22 protein-coding genes and 1 pseudogene are annotated in these 19,317 nt (G+C 44.6%); 11 read left to right on the top strand and 12 right to left on the bottom strand.

Annotation, left to right across the window (positions count from 1 at the left end):
- Positions 1–501: an RNA polymerase sigma factor gene (locus tag HMPREF1212_RS15290; RefSeq protein ID WP_046149924.1), complete on the bottom strand. Its 501-nt coding sequence runs from the start codon at positions 499–501 to the stop codon at positions 1–3.
- A gap of 228 nt (positions 502–729) precedes the next feature.
- Between HMPREF1212_RS15290 and clpB the strand changes: the two genes are divergently transcribed.
- The 7 genes from clpB to HMPREF1212_RS15255 all read left to right on the top strand — a co-directional run bounded on the left by clpB (position 730) and on the right by HMPREF1212_RS15255 (position 9,244).
- Complete coding sequence (gene clpB, locus HMPREF1212_RS15285; protein WP_028730406.1) at positions 730–3,318, top strand: ATP-dependent chaperone ClpB; 2,589 nt, start codon at positions 730–732, stop codon at positions 3,316–3,318.
- Positions 3,319–3,417: 99 nt separating this feature from the next.
- A complete protein-coding gene (locus HMPREF1212_RS15280; RefSeq protein WP_046149923.1) occupies positions 3,418–6,114 on the top strand; it encodes a glycoside hydrolase family 2 protein in 2,697 nt (898 codons plus the stop codon).
- Between the two features lie 81 nt (positions 6,115–6,195).
- Positions 6,196–6,534, top strand: a complete 339-nt coding sequence (locus HMPREF1212_RS15275) for a DUF6565 domain-containing protein (RefSeq protein ID WP_028730408.1) — start codon at positions 6,196–6,198, stop codon at positions 6,532–6,534.
- A 73-nt stretch (positions 6,535–6,607) separates the two neighbouring features.
- A complete protein-coding gene (locus HMPREF1212_RS15270) occupies positions 6,608–6,934 on the top strand; it encodes a hypothetical protein (protein WP_028730409.1) in 327 nt (108 codons plus the stop codon).
- Positions 6,935–6,979: 45 nt separating this feature from the next.
- Entirely contained in the window at positions 6,980–7,660 is a 681-nt protein-coding gene (locus HMPREF1212_RS15265; protein WP_028730410.1) for a YiaD family glycine zipper/OmpA-like lipoprotein, read from the top strand.
- A gap of 252 nt (positions 7,661–7,912) precedes the next feature.
- The gene (locus HMPREF1212_RS15260; RefSeq protein WP_046149922.1) at positions 7,913–8,584 is read left to right on the top strand and encodes a DUF4136 domain-containing protein; all 672 of its coding nucleotides are present in this window, start codon (positions 7,913–7,915) and stop codon (positions 8,582–8,584) included.
- 30 nt (positions 8,585–8,614) lie between these two features.
- Positions 8,615–9,244, top strand: coding sequence for an outer membrane beta-barrel protein (locus HMPREF1212_RS15255; protein WP_028730412.1), 630 nt, complete (start codon positions 8,615–8,617; stop codon positions 9,242–9,244).
- An 85-nt stretch (positions 9,245–9,329) separates the two neighbouring features.
- On the opposite strand, the gene HMPREF1212_RS15250 is transcribed toward HMPREF1212_RS15255, so the two are convergent.
- Positions 9,330–9,689: a hypothetical protein gene (locus HMPREF1212_RS15250; protein WP_157317029.1), complete on the bottom strand. Its 360-nt coding sequence runs from the start codon at positions 9,687–9,689 to the stop codon at positions 9,330–9,332.
- On the opposite strand from HMPREF1212_RS15250, the pseudogene HMPREF1212_RS27350 reads away from it, so the two are divergent.
- Positions 9,670–9,807: pseudogene (locus tag HMPREF1212_RS27350) on the top strand (glucosaminidase); the annotation flags it as partial. The gene HMPREF1212_RS15250 and the pseudogene HMPREF1212_RS27350 sit on opposite strands and share 20 nt — an antisense overlap.
- Here HMPREF1212_RS27350 and HMPREF1212_RS15245 read toward each other — a convergent pair.
- Complete coding sequence (locus tag HMPREF1212_RS15245) at positions 9,789–10,103, bottom strand: hypothetical protein (RefSeq protein ID WP_046149920.1); 315 nt, start codon at positions 10,101–10,103, stop codon at positions 9,789–9,791. The pseudogene HMPREF1212_RS27350 and the gene HMPREF1212_RS15245 sit on opposite strands and share 19 nt — an antisense overlap.
- A 5-nt stretch (positions 10,104–10,108) precedes the next feature.
- Positions 10,109–10,291, bottom strand: coding sequence for a hypothetical protein (locus HMPREF1212_RS15240; protein ID WP_046149919.1), 183 nt, complete (start codon positions 10,289–10,291; stop codon positions 10,109–10,111).
- Between the two features lie 89 nt (positions 10,292–10,380).
- On the opposite strand from HMPREF1212_RS15240, the gene HMPREF1212_RS15235 reads away from it, so the two are divergent.
- Positions 10,381–10,695 carry a hypothetical protein gene (locus tag HMPREF1212_RS15235; protein WP_046149918.1) on the top strand — a complete coding sequence of 105 codons (315 nt, stop codon included), beginning with the start codon at positions 10,381–10,383 and terminating at the stop codon, positions 10,693–10,695.
- Positions 10,696–10,756: 61 nt separating this feature from the next.
- On the opposite strand, the gene HMPREF1212_RS15230 is transcribed toward HMPREF1212_RS15235, so the two are convergent.
- The 7 genes from HMPREF1212_RS15230 to HMPREF1212_RS15200 form a co-directional block, all read right to left on the bottom strand.
- The gene (locus tag HMPREF1212_RS15230) at positions 10,757–11,443 is read right to left on the bottom strand and encodes a hypothetical protein (RefSeq protein WP_046149917.1); all 687 of its coding nucleotides are present in this window, start codon (positions 11,441–11,443) and stop codon (positions 10,757–10,759) included.
- Positions 11,412–12,236 carry a metallophosphoesterase family protein gene (locus tag HMPREF1212_RS15225; protein WP_046149916.1) on the bottom strand — a complete coding sequence of 275 codons (825 nt, stop codon included), beginning with the start codon at positions 12,234–12,236 and terminating at the stop codon, positions 11,412–11,414. Before HMPREF1212_RS15225 ends, HMPREF1212_RS15230 begins: the two co-directional genes overlap by 32 nt.
- Positions 12,237–12,322: 86 nt before the next feature.
- Complete coding sequence (locus tag HMPREF1212_RS15220) at positions 12,323–13,045, bottom strand: HAD family hydrolase (protein ID WP_028730418.1); 723 nt, start codon at positions 13,043–13,045, stop codon at positions 12,323–12,325.
- A gap of 5 nt (positions 13,046–13,050) precedes the next feature.
- Positions 13,051–13,968 carry a CDP-alcohol phosphatidyltransferase family protein gene (locus HMPREF1212_RS15215; RefSeq protein WP_046149915.1) on the bottom strand — a complete coding sequence of 306 codons (918 nt, stop codon included), beginning with the start codon at positions 13,966–13,968 and terminating at the stop codon, positions 13,051–13,053.
- Positions 13,968–14,825: a hypothetical protein gene (locus HMPREF1212_RS15210; protein WP_028730420.1), complete on the bottom strand. Its 858-nt coding sequence runs from the start codon at positions 14,823–14,825 to the stop codon at positions 13,968–13,970. The genes HMPREF1212_RS15215 and HMPREF1212_RS15210 overlap by 1 nt, the downstream gene beginning before the upstream one ends.
- A 3-nt stretch (positions 14,826–14,828) precedes the next feature.
- Positions 14,829–15,530, bottom strand: a complete 702-nt coding sequence (locus HMPREF1212_RS15205) for a nucleotidyltransferase family protein (protein ID WP_028730421.1) — start codon at positions 15,528–15,530, stop codon at positions 14,829–14,831.
- A gap of 112 nt (positions 15,531–15,642) precedes the next feature.
- Positions 15,643–16,935, bottom strand: coding sequence for an inositol-3-phosphate synthase (locus tag HMPREF1212_RS15200; RefSeq protein WP_028730422.1), 1,293 nt, complete (start codon positions 16,933–16,935; stop codon positions 15,643–15,645).
- 433 nt (positions 16,936–17,368) lie between these two features.
- Between HMPREF1212_RS15200 and HMPREF1212_RS15195 the strand changes: the two genes are divergently transcribed.
- The gene (locus tag HMPREF1212_RS15195) at positions 17,369–17,614 is read left to right on the top strand and encodes an RNA recognition motif domain-containing protein (RefSeq protein WP_028730423.1); all 246 of its coding nucleotides are present in this window, start codon (positions 17,369–17,371) and stop codon (positions 17,612–17,614) included.
- A gap of 109 nt (positions 17,615–17,723) precedes the next feature.
- Entirely contained in the window at positions 17,724–18,941 is a 1,218-nt protein-coding gene (locus HMPREF1212_RS15190) for an LpxZ family protein (protein ID WP_046149914.1), read from the top strand.
- Here the strand turns inward: HMPREF1212_RS15190 and HMPREF1212_RS15185 are convergent.
- Positions 18,938–19,315 (bottom strand): hypothetical protein, encoded by a 378-nt coding sequence (locus HMPREF1212_RS15185; RefSeq protein ID WP_046149913.1) that lies wholly within the window; start codon positions 19,313–19,315, stop codon positions 18,938–18,940. The two genes, HMPREF1212_RS15190 and HMPREF1212_RS15185, sit on opposite strands and share 4 nt — an antisense overlap.
- Positions 19,316–19,317 lie beyond the last annotated feature (2 nt).

The following is a 19,317-nucleotide window of genomic DNA, read 5'->3' as shown; positions in this document are numbered from 1 at the left end:
TCATTTTTGAGGATTCATTTGTTTTCTTAGTTGCTCTTTTATCCGGTTCAAACGGGTGCTAATGTTTGTCTTGGATAGGCCGAGGATTTGAGAGATCTCTTCGTACGATTTGTCGTCCAGGTAAAGCAGGATAATGGCTTTGTTCGGTTCCGACAGAAGTTCGATACATTGATAGAGCAGTCCGATCTCCGATGAGTTGTCGTTGGGGACATCGAGGATGTCGCTACCGTCCAGTACTTTCAGTTCATCGAAAAACAATACCTTGTTATTATCCCGCTTTCGTTTGGTGTTCAATGCCACATTCAGCGAGACACGATAGATCCAGGTCGATATTTTGGAGTCGCCTTTGAATTTGGGGTACGACTTCCACAATTCGAGGATGATATCGTTGGTCAGGTCTTTCCTGTCCTGGGTGGTATAAGCATACACCCGGGCAATCTTGATGAGGATGCTTATATTCGACTCCAGGATGGAAAGGAAGTCTGTTTCACGTTTTATCATATTCTTTTCTCTTTTAGTTTGTATAGGATTAGTACCCCGGCAAATGAAAAAGTCACACATCTTCTGCAAAAGTAAACCTTTTTTGCTTCCCTGTTGTTTTCTTACCGAAAGTGCAAAATGTGTAGTAATAATACTGACAAAATGACTTGTTTTCGATGTGGTATTTATTTTGTAGAGTTATCAATGGAAATTTGAAATAAGAAAGATAACAAGAAAAGAATATAAGGTATGAATTTAAACAATTTTACAATCAAGTCACAGGAAGCTGTTCAGCAGGCCGTTCAGTTGGTTCAGAAGAATAACCAGCAGGTGATCGAGCCGGTTCATTTGCTTAAGGCTGTCATTATGACGGGCGAAAGCGTGACCAACTTCCTCTTTCAGAAACTGGGTGTGAATATCCAGAATCTGAACATGGTGCTGGATCGTCAGATAGAATCCTATCCGAAAGTATCCGGTGGTGAACCTTATTTGTCCAGTGAATCGAATGCCGTTCTGCAGAAGGCAATCGACTATTCAGGCAAGATGGGAGATCAGTATGTTTCTCTGGAACATATCATCCTCGCTCTGTTGACAGTAAAAAGTACTGCTTCACAGATATTGAAAGATGCAGGTGTTACGGAAAATGAACTAAGTAAGGCTATTGAAGAATTACGTAAAGGTAATAAAGTAACCAGCCAGTCGGCTGAAGATACGTACGACTCATTGAGTAAATACGCTATCAACCTGAACGAACGTGCCCGAAGCGGCAAGCTCGATCCCGTGATCGGTCGTGATGACGAGATCCGTCGTGTCTTGCAGATCCTGAGCCGTCGTACAAAGAACAATCCGATCCTGATCGGTGAACCGGGGGTGGGTAAGACTGCGATCGCTGAAGGTCTGGCTCATCGTATCGTACGTGGAGACGTTCCGGAGAATCTGAAGTCGAAACAGATCTTCTCTTTGGATATGGGTGCCCTGATTGCCGGAGCCAAATACAAAGGGGAGTTTGAGGAGCGGTTAAAATCCGTAGTCAATGAAGTTACGAAGTCGGATGGTGAGATCATCCTCTTCATTGATGAAATACATACCTTGGTAGGAGCAGGTAAAAGCGACGGCGCAATGGATGCCGCCAATATCCTGAAACCTGCCCTAGCACGTGGTGAACTGCGTTCCATCGGTGCAACTACTTTGGATGAGTATCAGAAATACTTTGAAAAGGATAAAGCGCTGGAACGTCGTTTCCAGGTGGTGATGGTGGAAGAACCGGATGAGCTGGATACTATTTCCATCCTTCGCGGTCTGAAGGAAAAGTACGAGAATCACCATAAGGTACGTATCAAAGATGATGCTATCATTTCGGCCGTTCAGCTTTCGAGCCGTTATATTACAGACCGTTTCCTTCCGGATAAAGCGATCGACTTGATGGATGAGGCTGCTGCCCGTCTGCGTTTGCAGGTAGACTCGGTGCCGGAATCGTTGGATGAAGTTTCCCGTCGTATCAAACAGCTGGAAATTGAACGCGAAGCAATCAAACGTGAAAATGATAAGCCGAAACTGGAACAGTTGAACAAAGAGATCGCGAACCTGAAGGAAGAAGAAAAGAAACAGAAAGCCCAGTGGGAAAGCGAAAAAGAACAGATCAACAAGATCCAGCAGAATAAGATAGATATCGAAAACCTGAAGTTTGAAGCCGATAAGGCCGAGCGTGAAGGTGATTACGGTAAAGTGGCCGAAATCCGTTACGGCAAACTCCAGGCGAAGGAAGAAGAGATCAAGGAAATACAGGCGAAACTGCATACGATGCAGGGTGCTGCCGCTATGATCAAGGAAGAAGTGGATAGTGAAGATATCGCGGACGTGGTATCCCGTTGGACAGGTATTCCTGTCAACAAGATGATGCAGAGTGAAAAAGATAAGCTGCTTCGTCTGGAAGACGAACTGCATACCCGTGTGATCGGCCAAGAGGAAGCTATCAGTGCTATTGCTGATGCTGTACGCCGTAGCCGTGCCGGATTGCAGGATCCGAAACGTCCGATCGGTTCTTTTATCTTCCTCGGTACAACCGGTGTCGGTAAGACAGAGCTTGCCAAAGCGTTGGCAGAATATCTGTTTGACGATGAAAACATGATGACCCGTATCGATATGAGTGAGTATCAGGAGAAATTCAGTGCGACCCGTTTGATCGGAGCACCTCCGGGATATGTCGGTTATGATGAAGGTGGCCAGTTGACGGAAGCGATCCGTCGTAAACCTTATTCCGTAGTCCTTTTCGATGAAATAGAGAAGGCGCATCCGGACGTATTCAATATCTTGTTGCAGGTATTGGACGACGGTCGTCTGACGGATAATAAGGGGCGTGTTGTAAACTTCAAGAATACGATTATCATCATGACCAGTAACATGGGCTCGTCGTTGATCCGTGACAGTTTCGAAAAGATCACTCCCGACAACCGTGAGCAGGTGATCGATGAAACTCGTATACAGGTACTGGAATTACTGAAAAAGACGATCCGTCCGGAATTCCTGAACCGTATCGACGAAATCATCATGTTCACCCCGCTGAATGAAGAAGAGATCCGCAAGATCGTTACTTTGCAGCTGAACAGTGTGAAGAAGATGCTGGCTAATAACGGTGTGGCTTTGAACTTCACAGAGCCTGCCATCGACTTCCTGTCGGATGCCGGATATGATTCCCAATTCGGTGCCCGTCCTGTGAAACGTGCTATCCAGAAGTATGTCCTCAATGAATTGTCGAAGGAAATACTCGGTATGAAGATCGACCGTAACCGCCCGATCCTGATTGATAGGGAAGGAGACGGATTAGTGTTTAAGAATTAATCATATATTAATAATGTATAAAGAACAAGGCTTCTCCCGTATCAGGGAGAGGCCTTTTCTCTTTTTATTGTATATTACGGCAACTAAATTGAATACCTTATGAAACACAATTCTCTTTCTTTACTTTGCTGGTTTATTATGGCTTGCGGATTATTTCCGCTTTCTGCGCAGCAAAAGAACCTGTTGACAATCCCCGAACCGGGGGAGAAGACCCTGGTCAATTCCGGATGGCTGGCACGCAAGGCTAATGAGATGAAAACGGACGGAAATACCCTGAGCACCGCCCCTTTGGATAAAGCCGGTTGGATGCCCGCCCGTGTACCCGGAACCGTCCTGACAACCCTTCTCGAAAACAATCTCTATCCTGCTCCCGAATTCGGCATGAACAATAACCTGATCCCCGATATCTATGAAGCAGGCAATGATTTCTACACCTACTGGTTTGTCTGCCAATTTGAAACACCTACCCTGCAGGAAGGACGGACTGTCTGGCTGAACTTCCGTGGTATCAACTACAAAGCCGAACTGTTTATGAACGGTAAACGGCTCAATAATACGACCCACGAAGGAATGTTCCTGCGGAAATCATTCGATATAACAGATCATCTTCGGAAAGAAGGAACGAACATCCTGGCCGTCCTCGTCTATCCCCCCACTTATCCGGGAGATCCGAATGGCGGACAAGGCGGCGACGGACTCATCGCCCGCAACAACACCATGCAATATACCCCCGGTTGGGACTGGGTACAACCGATCAGGGATCGTAATACCGGTATCTGGGATGAAGTATCGATCACTACCACCGGTGCTGTTACCGTCCGGTCACCTTATGTTGTAACGAAGGTTCCGGGTGTCCGTTCACCGGAGAAAAAAACACAGGAAGATGCCTTTGTAAAGACTTCGGTAGAGGTTGAGAATATAACAGAAACGCCGCGTAAAGGCGTATTGATTTGTGAAACGAATGGAATGCGTCTGACCGAGCAACTTACCTTGTCTCCCTATGAAAAGAAAGAAGTACAATTCAACCCGTTGAAAATAAAAAATCCACGCCTTTGGTGGCCGAACGGAATAGGAGAGCAACCCCTTTACGACATGCATATCTATTTCGAGTCGGATAACCGGATCAGCGATAGCGAACATTTAAAATACGGTATCCGTGAAATCACAAGCGATAAATGCCCCGACAATGGCGGCCGTCGTTTCTTCGTCAACGGACAGAAGATCTATATGACAGGGGGAAATTATATCTCCTCCGACTGGCTTCTCCGTCTTTCCCCCGAACGCTACCGCGATGAAGTCCGTTTCCATGCCGAAATGAACCTGCGCATGATCCGTGTCTGGGGTGGTGCCCTGCTCGAACGTCCCGAATTCTATGCCGCCTGTGATGAGTTTGGAATATTGGTATTCCAGGATCTCTGGGGAAGCGGCGATTGCAACGGTGCCTGGGAAGACCCGATGAAAACCGACTCACGCCAGCGTCGCTGGGAATACCCCGATAATCACGATCTCTTTATCGCCTCGGTAGAAGACCAGGTAAAAATGATACGCAACCACCCGAGCCTTTGCCTGTGGTGTGGAGCCAACGAATGGCCTTTGGCAAAGAACATCGACAAACAGTTGAAAGAAAAAGTATTCCCCCAGCTCGATCCCGAACGCCTTTTCGTCAGCTATTCGACCGACTCCCTCTTTACCCGCAACCTCTTGGGCGATAATGGCGACGGCCCTTACGGTATCCAGGAGCCGGAATGGTTCTTTACGTTCCGTTCACATCCGTTCAATCCCGAAGCCGGCTCGGTCGGTTCGCCCGAAGTAGAGAGCATGCGGGAGATGATGAAGGAAAGAGATCTGGCAGGCTTTCCTCGGAAAGGTTTTACCCGTAATGCCACCTGGCGTTATCATCGTGACCTGGGTTATCAGGATCATTTGGAGCGTTACGGTGAAGTGAAGGACATCGAAACCTATTGCAAATACGCCCAGGTTGTGAACTATGACCAATACCGCAGTTTCATGGAAGGCTGGGGGTCTCACCTGTGGGACTGGTACACCGGCATACTGATCTGGAAAACCCAGAATCCGTGGACTTCCCTTCGTGGCCAGATGTACGACTGGTTCCTCGACGTCAACGCTTCCCTTTATGGTACACGTAAAGGATGCGAACCCCTGCATCCCTTCTATAATCCCGTCACCCGGCAGGTAGAGTTGTTGAATACCACCTTGTCCGATTACCCTGATTTGATTGTAAATGCCCGTATCTACAACACCGGCGGTAAACTTTGTTGGGAAAAGGAAATAAATCCGAAGGCAAAAGCCAATACGGTAGAGCCCTTGTTTGATGTTTCTGTCCCGGAAGAGATACAAGGTGTTTATTTTCTCCGCCTGTCTATGCAAACGGCCGAGCCCACTCTGCCTTCCAATGCAGACGCTGTATTACCGGAAACACCGAATATCTATTGGCTGACTACGCTCCCGAAAGATTATTCCGGCTTGACCCGTTTGCCTGAAGCAAAGCCTGAAGTAAAAGTCTCCCTGCAACGCGAAGGAACAACCTATTCCGGTGTCATATCGCTCCATTCGGAAACAAATATCTCTTTTTTCAACCGCATCAAAGTGTTGGATAAAGAAACCGGAAAGCGCATCCTTCCCGTTCATTATTCGGATAATTACGTCACGCTGATGCCGGGTGACTATTCTACTTTTAAGATCAGCTTCACCACCTCTTTGCCCGAAGACCGGATACAGGTAGTCGTTGATAGTTGGACGTCAGAGCGGATTGTGACTACGGTAAGTTACCTCTAAACGACAGTTTCGCTCTGCCGGACAAGGCAGATCCTCTTTTTTTGTTTACTTTTGTTGCAATTAATCTAAAAAGGAAAAGATATGAAAAGGTTTTTAATGGTAATGGTCGCTGTGATAACGCTCTTCACGTTCAGCAGTTGCAGCGAGACGAAAGAGTCGTATGTGAAGGACTTCACGAAGTTTATCGAGAAGGTGAAGAAAGAAGCTGACAACTATAAGGCTGCCGACTGGGAGAAGGTAGAAAAGACATTCACTGAATTTGCCGTTACCAAATACGACAAATACAGCCCCGAACTGACTACCGACGAGATGTTCGAGCTCACCAAGCTGAAAGCGGAGTATATCACCATCCAGGCAAAGCATGGCATTAACAATGCCATCAAAGAGGGGCAAAAGGCACTCGATAGTTTAGTGAAATAACGGATAAAGATAATTCCAATCCAAAAAAAGAATATCTTTGCATAAGTATGTAACCAATTAAACTGAAAAAGTTATGAGCGAGAAAGACGATTTGATTTACGACGAAGACGAATCTGTAAAATTTATTCAGAACTATCTTCCGCAGGAGTTGAAAGGAAAATTCAGTAACGACGATATCAATTATATTGTAGACCTGATCTACGATTTCTACGAATCACGCGGTTATCTGAACGATGATGCCGACGATAACACCGATATCGAAATCGACGAAGACGAATTGATCGAATATGTAATCAAAAACGCACAGAAGGATGGCGTAGGCAAATTCGATGCCGAAGCGATCAGCTTTATCGTGCAGGGCGAACTTGAATATTGCGATTCTATCAACATGTTCGATTGATAAACTGTTATATTCATATAAGGTTTATAAAAGAGTAAAAAAATCATGAAGAGTTTTAAGTTATTATCAATACTGCTATGTATGGCAGTAGTATTTACAAGTTGCGGGACATGGACAAATACAGGTAAGGGAACAGCCATCGGTGTAGGTGGCGGCGCTGCTGCCGGAGCCGGGATCGGTGCATTGGCCGGTAATACGGCCTTAGGTGCTGTTATCGGTGCTGCCGTAGGTGGTACGGCCGGAGCCCTGATCGGTAAGAAGATGGACAAACAGAAGAAGGAACTCGAAGCGACTTTGCCACCCGAAACCACTGTGGAGACAATCAACAATGGCGAGGCTTTGAAGGTGACTTTCGACTCTGGTATTCTATTTGCAACCAACTCGAGTACGTTGAGCGACGCTTCACGCAGCGCACTGCGTAAACTGGCTGTCAGCCTGAATGAGAACCCGGATACCGACATCAAGATCGTTGGTTATACCGACAACACCGGTAAGGTAGATTATAATCAGACATTATCTGAAAAACGTGCCAAAAGCGTTTACGATTATCTGATGGTCGACCAGGGCGTAAGCGGCCGCCGTATGGAGTATGAAGGTAAAGGCGTTCACGACCCTGTTGCCAGCAACGACACTCCCGAAGGACGTTCACTGAACCGCCGTGTGGAAATCCTGATCTTAGCGAACGAAAAGATGGTACAGGATGCACAGCAAGGTACCTTGAAGTAAACATAGCGAATACGCTAAATAGTGACGCAGGCTCACGCAGAGATATCCTAAATGGATGATCTGCAGGAGTCTGCGTTTTTTTGTGCGGTCTCGTTTAACTATCGTTTAGAAGCGTTTTGAAGTCTTACTACAAGTTAATTAACACAGCCAAAATAACATCAAAGAGAACCTTTTTTAATTTTTTGTTGTTTCATGGATAACTTATATATAAGCACAAATAATAGTATAAACTGTTTTAAACGTTAAAATGAGATGAAAAAGATTATTCCTTTTTTCTTGTTGATCCTTTTACTGGCATCCTGTCAGAAAGATCCGGATATGTCTAAACTGGACAATGATTTTGTGGTGTACACGGATCACGATAGCAAGGCGGACTTTAAGTCCTTCACTACATTCTATGTACCCGATAGCGTGCTGTTAATCGGCAGTAGCGAAAAACCTCAGTACTGGACAGCCACCGAAGCCGACGATATCATCACAACATTGATCGGTAATATGGAAAGCCGTGGTTACACCCGTACGATGGATAAAGAAAGCGCCGACCTGGGTTTGCAGGTATCTTTTGTAGAAAATGTAAATTATTTTACAAACTGGTATAATGATTATAACAACAACTACTGGTGGTGGGGTTACCCAGGTTATTGGACACCGAATTACTGGAGACCGGGATGGGGCCCAAGCTGGGGTTATGACTGGCACGATTGGTATTATCCGTATGCAACTGTCTACAGCTATAGCGTTGGTTCACTGCTTGCTGAAATGGTAGACCTGAAATCGCCGACTCCAAAAGCAGATACTAAACTGCCGGTTATCTGGACGGCTTATATGTCCGGCTTATTGTCAGGTTCTGACAAGGTAGATACTCAGTTATGCATCCGTGCCCTTGATCAGGCATTTGTTCAGTCTTCTTATATCAGGAAATAATTAAACGCGAATCAGTAAAATTTGAGTCTTATGAAAAAGATAAATAAATCAATAAAATTAGTCGCTTTACTTATCGCCTGTTTAGCGATGCCTTCCCTGGCTGGCGCCCAGGTTGTAAACAATATGTATTTCAATATCGACTGGGATATTAACACTCCGTTCGGCAATGATTTTGCAGATAAGACAAGCGGCTGGGGTGCTCATGGTGAAGCCGGTTATTATGTAGTTCCTAACTTTGCAGTAGGTGCCTTTATTTCTTATCACACGAATAATAAATATATCGATCGCCAGACTCTTTCTGTAGGTGAAACATCAGCTATCACATCCGATCAGCAACACTCTTTGTTCCAGTTGCCTTTCGGTGCGGCTTTCCGCTATAGCTTTACCCGCGAAGGTCTGTTCGAACCTTATGTATCAGCAAAATTAGGTACCGAGTACAGCGAAATGTCGACTTATATGAATGTAATGAAAGTATACGACCGTCAGTGGGGATTTTATGTAGCTCCCGAAGTCGGTATGAATATTTTCTTTACTCCGGAAAAGAAATTCGGTTTGCACGTAGCTGCTTACTATAATTATGCAACAAATAAAAGTAAAGTCCTGACTTATTCTATGGATGGAATAAATAACTGGGGCGTACGCTTCGGTGTTGCATTCTAAACCAGAAGTTTGTTCTTTTAAGTGTTTTATGTAGTTTATTAAAGAAAACGGGAAGACTGCAGCGGCAGCTTCCCGTTCTTTTTTTTCATAGATGATCCCAAACGGCTCCCGGCCTGTCCAGATTTTCCGATACATGACGTAGTTGTTCCCGTCGGTCGGCAATACGGACAAGATGGGATAAGCGTTTTTCTTTATTTCCGGAAGGAGTTTTTAATAACCGGGTAACCTCTTTTTGTATATCCCTGAGGATACGGTTTTCGGAGTAGAGGAATAACAAACGGGTCAGATAGATATCCTGTACATTGGACGCTCCCGGGTAAAGTAACCCGAATGCCGCTTCTTCCTCCTGGAATATCCGGTCATATTCCGTATGCAGTTCGCCGGCTATCCTTTTTAATGCCGGTGACAGGTTAGACTCCAAATGTCCTTCTGCCTTCGCCCTCAAAATCAGTTACAGCAAATACATCAGCGAAGTCAACGGCGACAACCGCGAAGCGTATCGGCGAATGCTGGTTTCGATTTGCCGGTCGATCGGAAAATTAATTCATTCTGTATACAAATAGCTATGACAAGCGTCATGAACATAAACATAAAACTCATCATTTTCATCCTGATAGATCTGAAAAGCGAAATGAAAGTTCTCAATGACACATTCTTTGTAACCATTTTGTTTCCATTTCAATTTCAGACGAGCTGTATTGCAAGAAGTTGCATATTTCCCAAGATCGTTTACCTTGTCGTAAATACGCACCATCTTCCTGACTACAGTTTGTTCATCAAGAGTTATATGCAAATGTTTAGACGCTTCATAAAAGTCCATGATAATCTCATGAACCTGATCGCTAATCATTACGTCCATATCGCTTATTTTGGGAAATCTCTATGAATCCGTTCTAAGATAAGTCTTTTGGATTCTTCTAAAGGCATCCCGTGTTTTAGGGCTTCAGCTCTTGACATATAAGGATAAGATGTTTGGTATGTAGCTTCCGGTTCTTTTACCGAAGAAGCGTCATTCTCTGCAATGGGATATTCATTCAATTTTTTCATAAGACAATATTTTTACTTGGTTATTATACAAAGATAAGATAATTCTATTAATCCGTAATCATTTTTCAATCATTAATTTTCAATCAATCATGAATGTTCTTGAAACGATTCTTGCCTTCTTCACCAGTCTTGCCCGGATCATCTTTCCCCGCAAGCGAAAGCCGGCAGCCGGCGACTGCCCTTGTCCCCATCCCTATCCTCGTCCTCTTCCTGATGGCGATCACCCTGCTGTCTCTCCTGATGGAACAAACGGAAGTGACCCTGACAGCGATCGGAGCGATACTCTCGCTCTCCGGCAAGGCGACTGGGGACTCCGTTCCGATATCCAACCTATAGACATAGCCGGTTATTGCCTGATGGCTGCTGGGGGCATCGGGTGTTTGTATAAACTGTTTATCATATGAGTTGGGTAGATAATTACCCTCTATGTTTCATCATCCTAGAAAACTTATGGAAGCATGGACTCTATAATATTTGGAACTTCAGCCCGAACGACAGGCTCAGGTAATCTTTCGGTTTGAGGTATTTGTTTCCGAATTTGCTGAGGAGATACAAATCGCAGGTACTGAGTTCGTAAAAGAGGGTGACGGATTTATGCCATCGCCCAGGATTGTTGAATTTGAAGGTGACGCGTTCGCCCAGGAAGATGTGGGTACGTATCCGTGTCGGGAAGAAGTAATATCCGTCGGGGTATTTGCCGGGGCTATGTACCCAGTAATCCCGGTCGAGCAGGGTGCTGATATACAAACCTGTTGTCAATGGTTCAAAATCGATGCTTTTATGTAAAGGAACCCTCCAGGGGATATAATTCTGCTTCAGCGTAAAGGTTGCCATTGCATGGCGTCTTTTGGCACTTTCCGCACTCAGATTACGGGTCGATTTGGGTACGAACCCGAATAACAGGTCTGTCTCCCAGTGATGGCGGTAATAATCCCATCCCAATCCGAAAGAGAACATACCTATGGAGCCTGCAAATTGTATTTTGCTGTATCGTGGGATCAGATTCTCCCAGAACGAGGTATATCTTTCCACATGCCTTTCATACAAGGTGGGAACAGGAATGCTATCTTGCGCATTGATGCAAAATGAGAGGGACAAGAATAGAAACAGTAGGAGATATTTAGTATTTAATGATTTCATATGAATAGCCATCCGGTGTTATAGTGTAGATAAGATAAGTTCGTTTCCCGATATTGTCACAGCCATAATAGATAATCCCGTCATCGAACAGGTCGCGTGCTTTAAAACTATGTTCATGCGCATGTAAGCAGAAAAGGGGAGAGGGAAACTCCCTGATCTTTTCCTGGAATATATCCGATACATTGTTGTTAAACTGGTCGCTTCCCGGTGGAACGTGCATGACGAAGACAGTACGTTTATCCTCTTCCGTCGTCTCTTTGAGCTGTTCCTTGATAAAGGTAAAGTTGGGTACCGGTGTAGAGTAGTCGTATTCAAGCGCATTCGTATTCAGGCAGATGAAACGGATATTTCCTCCATTTGAAGGGGAGCCACCTGCACGGAAGGAGAAATTCTCGTCACCATATAAATCCTCATATACCAGGTCGCCTTTACCGATAATGTCATGGTTGCCGATCAGGGCTACGTAAGGAACATTCAGTTTGGACAGGATAGAATGTTGGAGAAGATATTCCTTTTTGATACCGAAATCAGTCAGGTCTCCGCCGTGAATAACGAAATCGATGGAGTCCTGTTGGTTGACGTGTTTCACGAAGTCGTCAGTTTCATCGTACCAGCGTTGTGTATCTCCGGTAAAGACGAAACGGATCGTATCTTTATTCATGCAGGCATTTTCTATCCTGGCAATATTTGTTGCATTGATGTCTTTGTCTTCTTTATCTGATACTCTTCCGTCATACGGGTGATAATCGATCAGATCACACGAGGTAAGTGTGATAAGCAGCAGTAAAGCGTATTTTTTTATCATAATAAAGCCCTATCTTTTTTCTTACAAAGATAGGGCGACTTTTATTTTTGGAAAGGTCTCTATTGAACTTTTGATGGTCGAAATGCCTATAGGCCGAACGTTTGTTCCAACTCTGCGAAGTCGGTGATCACGAGGTCTGCCGTTTCATTCCCTTCGTATTCGCTCCAACCGATACTTTTCAGCCAGATCGTTTTACAGCCGATGGAAGTGGCAGGAACGATGTCTTTGTCGTAAGAATCACCGATCACGACAATCTCTTCTGCCGGTAGTAATAAGTCTTTTACACCTAACCGGAATATCGCCGGATCGGGTTTACGGATGCCGACTACAGCCGATTCGACGATCGATTGGAAATAACAATCCAGATGAAAGTCTTTCAATACAGCTTCGACATTCCCGTAGAAATTAGATACCAGTACCAGCGGGTATTTTCGGGATAGAGCGGCGAGTATGTGACGGGCTGAGTCTATCGATTTACGGGCATAGGCGTAGCACCAGTCTGCCAGCCGTTGTTTTAATCCGGGAGTGGCCAGTTCTTCCGGAAGAAAATCACCGGCTTTAAGCCATTCGATTTGCAAGTCCGTTTTCAGGCGCAGCATATCGAGGAAGGTGTGATGCGGTTGTACGATCGGATTTTTGCCCAGAGTACGCTCGCCATGCACATAGGCTTCGCGGAAGGTTTCTTTGCTTACCGGCACTTCTTCCGCCTGGTAAGCCATCCAGATCACTTCAGCCCAATGCATGCCGTTGCTGTCGATGGTACCGCCGTAATCGAAAATGATCCCTTTGATCTTGTCTGATTCGAACATATTAATTATGATTTTGATTCAAGTTCTTTCGTAAATACCGTGCAAAAATGCTCGTGCGTATATATCATATATACCAGCATTATATTCAGAACAGTTATTTCAAATGCGAAATACAACCAGGGCATATCGATAAACAAGCTGATGAATAATGCGATTACGCGTGTGTTGAATGACAGCATATTCGTATATTTCATCATCGGAAGGCTCTTCTTGCGGAAGGCCTGACGGAACCATTCCGGTGCCTCGTCATGATATTTGGTACGGATGATGTTCATCATCTTCTGAAACTTAGGACTCAAAGCTTCCTGCCCGACTGTATAGTTAATATAGAACGTTTCGAAAAGCTTGTAGATAAAATCCTTTTTCCAGCTCATAGTCTTGTATTTCTCTTTTAGAATAGGAGAGTAGGACAGTTCGCTTCCGGCTTTCCCCTTGAGGAATAGCAAATGAATGTTCCGGTAGTAATCGGCCATAGCCGCCTGTTTACTATGGAAAAAACCGGTGATAGCGGCAAATATCCATATCCAGATTCCCCATTCCGGAGTAAGGCGGAGGCAGATAGCGGCATAGATAGCTATGAACCAGCAGTCGCCGGCAGCACCGTCCAGGATACGTCCCAGTGGGGTTTTTTTACCGGTCATACGGGCCAGCTGTCCGTCTGCACTGTCGTAGGAGTTTGCCCATACAAGCAGCAGCATACCTATTACATTGATCGTTAGGCTCTGGAAATAGAAGCAGACACCTGCCGCAATCCCAATGAATATGCTGGCGACGGTGATGGCATTGGGCGATACTCCCAGTTTGTTGAAGAACAAAGCCCAACGATAACCTATCGGGCGATAGAAATGAATATCGATAAACTCTTCCGTATCTAATGACTTGAGAGTCGATTCTATATTGGGTTTCTGTTTTGCTCCTTCCATTATTTGTTGATTAAGTTATAGATGCGGCGGGCTATCCGGGGAGCAGCTTCGTCTCTGCAAGGGGCAAAGCTTGGCCAGTCGTTGAAATCGATCAACCGGATCGAACCGTCTTCGGATATGATGCAGTCGCCACCATAAATATGTATATTCAGTACTTCCGCAGCCTGACTGCAAAGCTGCAGCAGCTTTGGCTCGTCGAACGGAATGCCTTTGGCCGTTCCGTTTATTTGTTCTAAACCGAATTTACTGTGATGCTGGTTGGATGGATAGAACCAGTAAAAGAAATCGGTTCCGGTCACTCCGTAGAACTTGACCAGATCGCCTACCAGATGTTCATTGATCACAGCTGTTTTTATTCCGCGGATAGCGTATTCTTTCAGAATTGTTTTGGCTTCTTCCGGGTTCCTTACGTACGTGACATCTTCCCGGTGGATCGCATGGAAATCACCGCGTTTGATCCAGCTTGTATAGAAACCTGCTTCTTCGAGCGCAGCGGTCGGATCTTCATCGGTAGGAAGGATCAGGCTGGCAGGATGTGAGATGTTGTTCGACATTAACAGGCGGGTCATTTTCTCGCGTGTACAGTTTTCAATCCCATAACCGGAGTTGATAACGGTGTATCCCTCGTCTTCCATTTGCTGAAGCTTATGGATGGAAGTCCAGTTACGTACCATATTGAAGATGGCTGTTTCCTCAAAGTTACGTATAATCAGGTCTGATTCTATGTATTCGTTTACTTCACATCCCAGATCGCGCAAATGCTGAACGGTCAGCGAAAAGATGGCGGCATCGTTTCCAATATGATTGGGGGAGAATTGATTTTCCCGGCGGATACCTGCTATTGTTAGTTTACTCATTGTTTAATCTTTTAAAAACTCTTCGGCCTTTTTGATATCTTCTGCGTGGTCGACATCTACGATTTTGCTGAATGGGTAGGCTTTCAGCCTTAAGCCTTCGGCTATAAGCTGACGCTGATAGTTGCGCATGCGCGACATACCCTGTTCGATAGCGTTGTTCAGAACGGTAAGTCCGGAACGTCTCAGGCAGTAGATCCCGCCGGATATGTAAGTACATGCGGGCTCTCCCTGTTTGTCTAAAAAGCCGCGGATCATTAAATCGTTGTCTGTATCTACGTATAAAGGTTTTTCGTCATCGATAAAATCGGTTACGGCCATTAGACCGTCCAACCGGCTTTCTTTCAGGAATTCTTGTATATATCCACTGAATTCATCTTCCTTGAAAATGGTATCGACAGTTGTCAGGCAGATATTGTCGCTGTCCAGGTAATGGCTGAGCTCGTGAAAACTGTGCATCGAACTGGGGGTGGACTTTACCAGCAGGTAGAAGGGAACCGGAAGTTCCAGCTTCTGCAGGTGCTCCTGTACTTCTGTCATTTCCTCATTTACAATAATACTAATAGAAGACGCATCATTTTTCAGGAAGACATTGATCAGACGGTCTATCAGAGTTATCCCATTTAGCTGTACTAAAGGTTTGGGCCATTTAACACCTTCTTGCACCAACCGGGAACCCTCGCCTGCTGCAATGATTGCATAATCCATATTCAGAATTTGTTTGAATTAAAAAGAGTGATATACGAAAAGAATTTCTTCTTTCTGTGAGAAGGCAAGCTTTTCACGGAAAGAAGAAACCTTTATTTCTGTATGTGTTTTATTAATCCAGATAACTGGGCGCTTTTTCACCGATCATATCACGCAGCGTCTGTTTAACCATTCTCCATTGCTGGAACAGGTCATGAACAGGCTGGTGTTCGAAATCATGCATCGGGCTTTTGCAGAAGAATGACAACCAGGTCTGGATACCTGACATACCGGCACGCATGGCAAGGTCACTGAACAGCACCAGGTCGAGCGCGATAGGAGCGGCAAGGATAGAGTCGCGGCAAAGGAAGTTTACCTTGATCTCCATCGGATATCCCATCCATCCGAAGATGTCGATGTTATCCCATGCTTCCTTATTGTCTTTACGCGGCGGATAGTAGTTGATGCGTACCTTATGATATACGTCTCCATAAAGATCCGGGTATTTTTCAGGTTCGAAGATGTTGTCGATTACCGACAGCTTGCTCACTTCTTTTGTTTTGAAGTTTGCAGGATCGTCGAGTACTTCGCCGTCGCGGTTTCCTAAGATGTTGGTAGAGAACCAACCGCTTACACCCAGCATACGTGTCTTGAACATCGGAGCGAGTACGGTTTTCATCAATGTCTGTCCACTCTTGAAGTCCTTACCGGAAATAGGCACATTCATCTGTTTGGAGAATTCCCACATGGCAGGCGTATCTACGCACAGGTTAGGAGCACCCATGATGAACGGAGCGCCTTCTGCGATGGCTGCATAAGCGTAGCACATACTAGGAGAGATTGCTTCCGTGTTGTTTTCTTTCATTGCCTTTTCCAGAGCAGCAAGCGACATATGTTCTTCTGACAGAGGAATGTAAATTTCAGTACTTGCAGCCCATAGTACAGCCATACGTTCGCAGTTGTTGGCAGCTTTGAAATCGCGGATGTCCTGGCGGATCTGCTCTACCATATCCCAACGGGAAGTGGTTTGTTTGATATGTGTACCGTTTAAGCGTTTGGCCCAATTGTGATCGAAGGCAGCCGGCATTGGTTTGATAGCTTCCAGCTCGTCTTTTACAGTGTTCAGGTCTTTCTCTTTCAATACTTCAGCATACATGGCAGCTTCGTATGCGTTATCGGAGAATATATCCCATCCGCCGAATACGATATCGTTCAGGTCTGCCAAAGGAACAATGTCCTTGATTGCTTTCTCTTCTCCATTTTCCAAACGCATGGTCGCCATTTCAGCGATCGATCCGATTGGTTTGGCTAACCCTTTACGGGCGGCTAATGTTCCTGTTATCATAGTGGTAGAGACTGCACCACCTACACCCACAACGAGAATGCCAAGTTTACCCTTGGCATCTTTTACTTCGATTTTTTCCATGTCAATTCAAGTTCAAAAATAATTGTGCAAATTTAGCCCTTCTTATTTGGATTAAAAAGGATAAATATGCGATATAATTGGTCAAAAATACTATAATTTCCATTAACTTGTCCGGATATATCTGTTAAAGTATGACTTCGTAGAAATCTGTTTTATCCGGACGTATTGTAATATGGCAGTTCGGCTATATGCTTCATGCCCTGTTTTTTATGTTACAAAATTATAAAATGTAAATTAGGTGGCAAATAAATTCGTGATTATGATGATTTATCAAATAAAAATACTTTTCTTTGTCCCAAGTGAACAACATAGTTTTCAGAAATAGCTCTTTTATCTCCGATGTAATATTCAAAAATGAATTTATTTTGTAGTAATCGACCTTTCCAAGATTATTTGTTTCCCTTTTTTATTAATTATTTTATATCATTTTTGTATGAATATTTACATTGGTAACCTGAATTACCGGGTTAGAGAATCTGATTTACAGCAGGTTCTGGAAGAGTATGGAGTTGTAGAATCAGTAAAGTTAATCATTGATCGCGACACTAACAGATCTAAAGGTTTTGCATTCGCTGAGTTCACTAATGAAAGCGAAGCAAGAAATGCGATCAAAGAATTGGACGGTGCTGAATACGAAGGTCGTCAGATGGTTGTTAAAGAAGCTACTCCGAGACGTTGAGCTAGTTTTAACAAATAGGATATTAAAAGGGATATGGAAGGTAAAACTTCCGTATCCCTTTTTATTTATGCCGATAATTTCTTACGTTTGCTGCAAATTTAGAAAACAAATGAAAATGATAACTCTTGTGCTTATGGGTTTGTTAGCCATACAAACTGTCTCTGCACAAATCCCCGAACGTGTATTTAAATCGGATCATCGGATTGATCCGGGTAAGAAAGGGCAATTATCCGTAGAACTGGATAATATAAGTTTCTTTAAGGACAATGAATATTCAGGCTCTATCATGAAGGGGTATTCCTTGCCCGGGTTATGGGTTCAGCCTAAAGTGGTATTTTATCCGTTAAGTAATATCAAGCTTGAGGTCGGTGCACATATGTTGCGCTACTGGGGAGCTACAAAATATCCGAGCCTGGCTTATCAGGACATAGCGGCCTGGAAGGGGAACCAGTATCAGCATGGCTTTCATGTGCTTCCTTTTTTTCGTGCGCAGATGGCATTGTCGGATCATGTAAATATCGTATTGGGAGATATTTATGGGGGAGCGAATCATAACCTTATCGAACCCTTGTATAATCCTGAGCTGAACCTGACCGCCGATCCTGAAGCCGGCTTGCAACTGCTGTATGATTCCCGCCGGTTCGACCTGGATGTGTGGGTGAACTGGGAAAGCTTTATATTTCATGGCGATACGCATCAGGAAGCGTTTACTGTCGGACTATCGGCCCGATATAAGTTGAATGATCCGGAGTCGCGTTTTCATTTCTATATGCCGTTGCAGGGGCTTGCTCAACATAGAGGAGGGGAGATCGATACGATCTACACCAATTCCGTCCAGACCCTGATGAACGGGGCTATTGGTGCCGGGGCTGTCTGGAATACCGGTAATCCGATCGTAAAGAATGTGAACCTGGAGTTTGACGTGGCCGGTTATTACCAGCAAGCCGGCGACTTATGGCCTTATGGTAGCGGGTCCGGTTTTTATGTCCGGGCTTCTGCCGATATTTATGATTTCCGTGTGAAGACCTCTTATTGGAACAGTAATAAATTCATCTCGATGTTTGGCAGTCCTTTTTATGGTGCAGTGTCAACGTCAATGGATGGTGTAACGTTCGACGGGCAAAATTTGGTATATCTGGGATTGGAATACTCCCGGAGTTTTGGAAAAGGCTTTTCCGTGGGCGTAGATGTTGATGTCTATCAACATCTGTCTGTCAACATGTATGAGCAGGGAGTTGACGGAATCCGTAAATCCGGTAGTGCTACCAGTTTCTCTGCCGGGATTTATTTCCGGATAAATCCGTCATTCCTGATCAAAAGCTTTTAATTAAGCTTCGTCTTTGCTTCTTTCTGATAGGATTCAAGCAGGTAGATCGTCTTAGCTAATGAAGGGAAGATCGGGAGGATTACCGGTCTTTCCGGATTCCATTCGGGATCTTCCGTGATCATCGCTGATAAGCTTCCTGCATGCATTAACACTGTTTTTGCATCTGTAACGGCCGTAATGAGATAACGATTCTCTGCTGGTAGCAATACAAAATGTCCTTCGTTTAGTTCTATGGCCGGTGTCGATGTCGTTGAGCTGATAAGAAGTTTTCCGACTGTAACAAAAAGTAATACATTACCAATCGACTCCGTGTCGTATGCTACTTCTTTTGCTTTGACTTCTTTACATTCGAACTGATTAAAAAAATTCTTCATAA

The organism is Parabacteroides sp. HGS0025 (assembly GCF_000969845.1).
GTDB classification, from domain to species: Bacteria; Bacteroidota; Bacteroidia; order Bacteroidales; family Tannerellaceae; genus Parabacteroides; species Parabacteroides gordonii.
The sequence above is the reverse complement of the archived record's forward strand: the minus strand, read 5'-3'. Positions and strand labels throughout refer to the sequence as shown.

What these genes read in the sequence shown, in the direction of transcription:
- HMPREF1212_RS15270 (WP_028730409.1), top strand. Translation starts at nt 6,608, where the DNA reads ATGAGCGAGAAAGACGATTTGATTTACGACGAAGACGAATCTGTAAAA.
- HMPREF1212_RS15230 (WP_046149917.1), bottom strand. Translation starts at nt 11,443, where the DNA reads ATGGCTATTCATATGAAATCATTAAATACTAAATATCTCCTACTGTTT.
- HMPREF1212_RS15185 (WP_046149913.1), bottom strand. Translation starts at nt 19,315, where the DNA reads ATGAAGAATTTTTTTAATCAGTTCGAATGTAAAGAAGTCAAAGCAAAA.
- HMPREF1212_RS15235 (WP_046149918.1), top strand. Translation starts at nt 10,381, where the DNA reads ATGAATGTTCTTGAAACGATTCTTGCCTTCTTCACCAGTCTTGCCCGG.
- HMPREF1212_RS15240 (WP_046149919.1), bottom strand. Translation starts at nt 10,291, where the DNA reads ATGAAAAAATTGAATGAATATCCCATTGCAGAGAATGACGCTTCTTCG.
- HMPREF1212_RS15215 (WP_046149915.1), bottom strand. Translation starts at nt 13,968, where the DNA reads ATGGAAGGAGCAAAACAGAAACCCAATATAGAATCGACTCTCAAGTCA.
- HMPREF1212_RS15225 (WP_046149916.1), bottom strand. Translation starts at nt 12,236, where the DNA reads ATGATAAAAAAATACGCTTTACTGCTGCTTATCACACTTACCTCGTGT.
- HMPREF1212_RS15245 (WP_046149920.1), bottom strand. Translation starts at nt 10,103, where the DNA reads ATGGACGTAATGATTAGCGATCAGGTTCATGAGATTATCATGGACTTT.
- HMPREF1212_RS15205 (WP_028730421.1), bottom strand. Translation starts at nt 15,530, where the DNA reads ATGGATTATGCAATCATTGCAGCAGGCGAGGGTTCCCGGTTGGTGCAA.
- HMPREF1212_RS15220 (WP_028730418.1), bottom strand. Translation starts at nt 13,045, where the DNA reads ATGTTCGAATCAGACAAGATCAAAGGGATCATTTTCGATTACGGCGGT.
- HMPREF1212_RS15290 (WP_046149924.1), bottom strand. Translation starts at nt 501, where the DNA reads ATGATAAAACGTGAAACAGACTTCCTTTCCATCCTGGAGTCGAATATA.
- clpB (WP_028730406.1), top strand. Translation starts at nt 730, where the DNA reads ATGAATTTAAACAATTTTACAATCAAGTCACAGGAAGCTGTTCAGCAG.
- HMPREF1212_RS15195 (WP_028730423.1), top strand. Translation starts at nt 17,369, where the DNA reads ATGAATATTTACATTGGTAACCTGAATTACCGGGTTAGAGAATCTGAT.
- HMPREF1212_RS15275 (WP_028730408.1), top strand. Translation starts at nt 6,196, where the DNA reads ATGAAAAGGTTTTTAATGGTAATGGTCGCTGTGATAACGCTCTTCACG.
- HMPREF1212_RS15265 (WP_028730410.1), top strand. Translation starts at nt 6,980, where the DNA reads ATGAAGAGTTTTAAGTTATTATCAATACTGCTATGTATGGCAGTAGTA.
- HMPREF1212_RS15255 (WP_028730412.1), top strand. Translation starts at nt 8,615, where the DNA reads ATGAAAAAGATAAATAAATCAATAAAATTAGTCGCTTTACTTATCGCC.
- HMPREF1212_RS15260 (WP_046149922.1), top strand. Translation starts at nt 7,913, where the DNA reads ATGAAAAAGATTATTCCTTTTTTCTTGTTGATCCTTTTACTGGCATCC.
- HMPREF1212_RS15210 (WP_028730420.1), bottom strand. Translation starts at nt 14,825, where the DNA reads ATGAGTAAACTAACAATAGCAGGTATCCGCCGGGAAAATCAATTCTCC.
- HMPREF1212_RS15190 (WP_046149914.1), top strand. Translation starts at nt 17,724, where the DNA reads ATGAAAATGATAACTCTTGTGCTTATGGGTTTGTTAGCCATACAAACT.
- HMPREF1212_RS15280 (WP_046149923.1), top strand. Translation starts at nt 3,418, where the DNA reads ATGAAACACAATTCTCTTTCTTTACTTTGCTGGTTTATTATGGCTTGC.
- HMPREF1212_RS15200 (WP_028730422.1), bottom strand. Translation starts at nt 16,935, where the DNA reads ATGGAAAAAATCGAAGTAAAAGATGCCAAGGGTAAACTTGGCATTCTC.